Here is a 267-nt window from a genome sequence, read left to right as displayed (position 1 = left end):
ATAAAGTACGGCCGGGCGGAGTCATTGCTTTTCTGACCTCTTCCGGGACCATGGATAAGAAAAATCCTGCGATCCGCAGATACATGGCCCAAAGGGCCGAGCTTTTAGGGGTGATCCGCCTGCCCAATGATACCTTTCAGAAAAACGCAGGTACTACGGTGACTTCCGATATTCTGTTTCTGAAAAAACGGGAGCATCCCATTGAAACGGAACCAGAGTGGTTATCCCTTGACACGGATGAACAAGGCATTGCCATGAACCGGTATT

Annotated in this window: 1 protein-coding gene; it reads left to right on the top strand. The window is 49.4% G+C overall.

Annotated features, from left to right (window positions below; translation table 11 throughout):
- On the top strand, positions 1-267 hold a 267-nt coding region (locus NE619_RS18240; RefSeq protein ID WP_256133888.1), incomplete at both ends, for an N-6 DNA methylase.

The sequence above is a fragment of the Anaerovorax odorimutans genome (assembly GCF_024459955.1).
GTDB classification, from domain to species: Bacteria; Bacillota; Clostridia; order Peptostreptococcales; family Anaerovoracaceae; genus Hominibacterium; species Hominibacterium odorimutans_A.
Note: the sequence above shows the minus strand (reverse complement) of the source record. Positions and strands in the feature narration are given on the sequence as shown.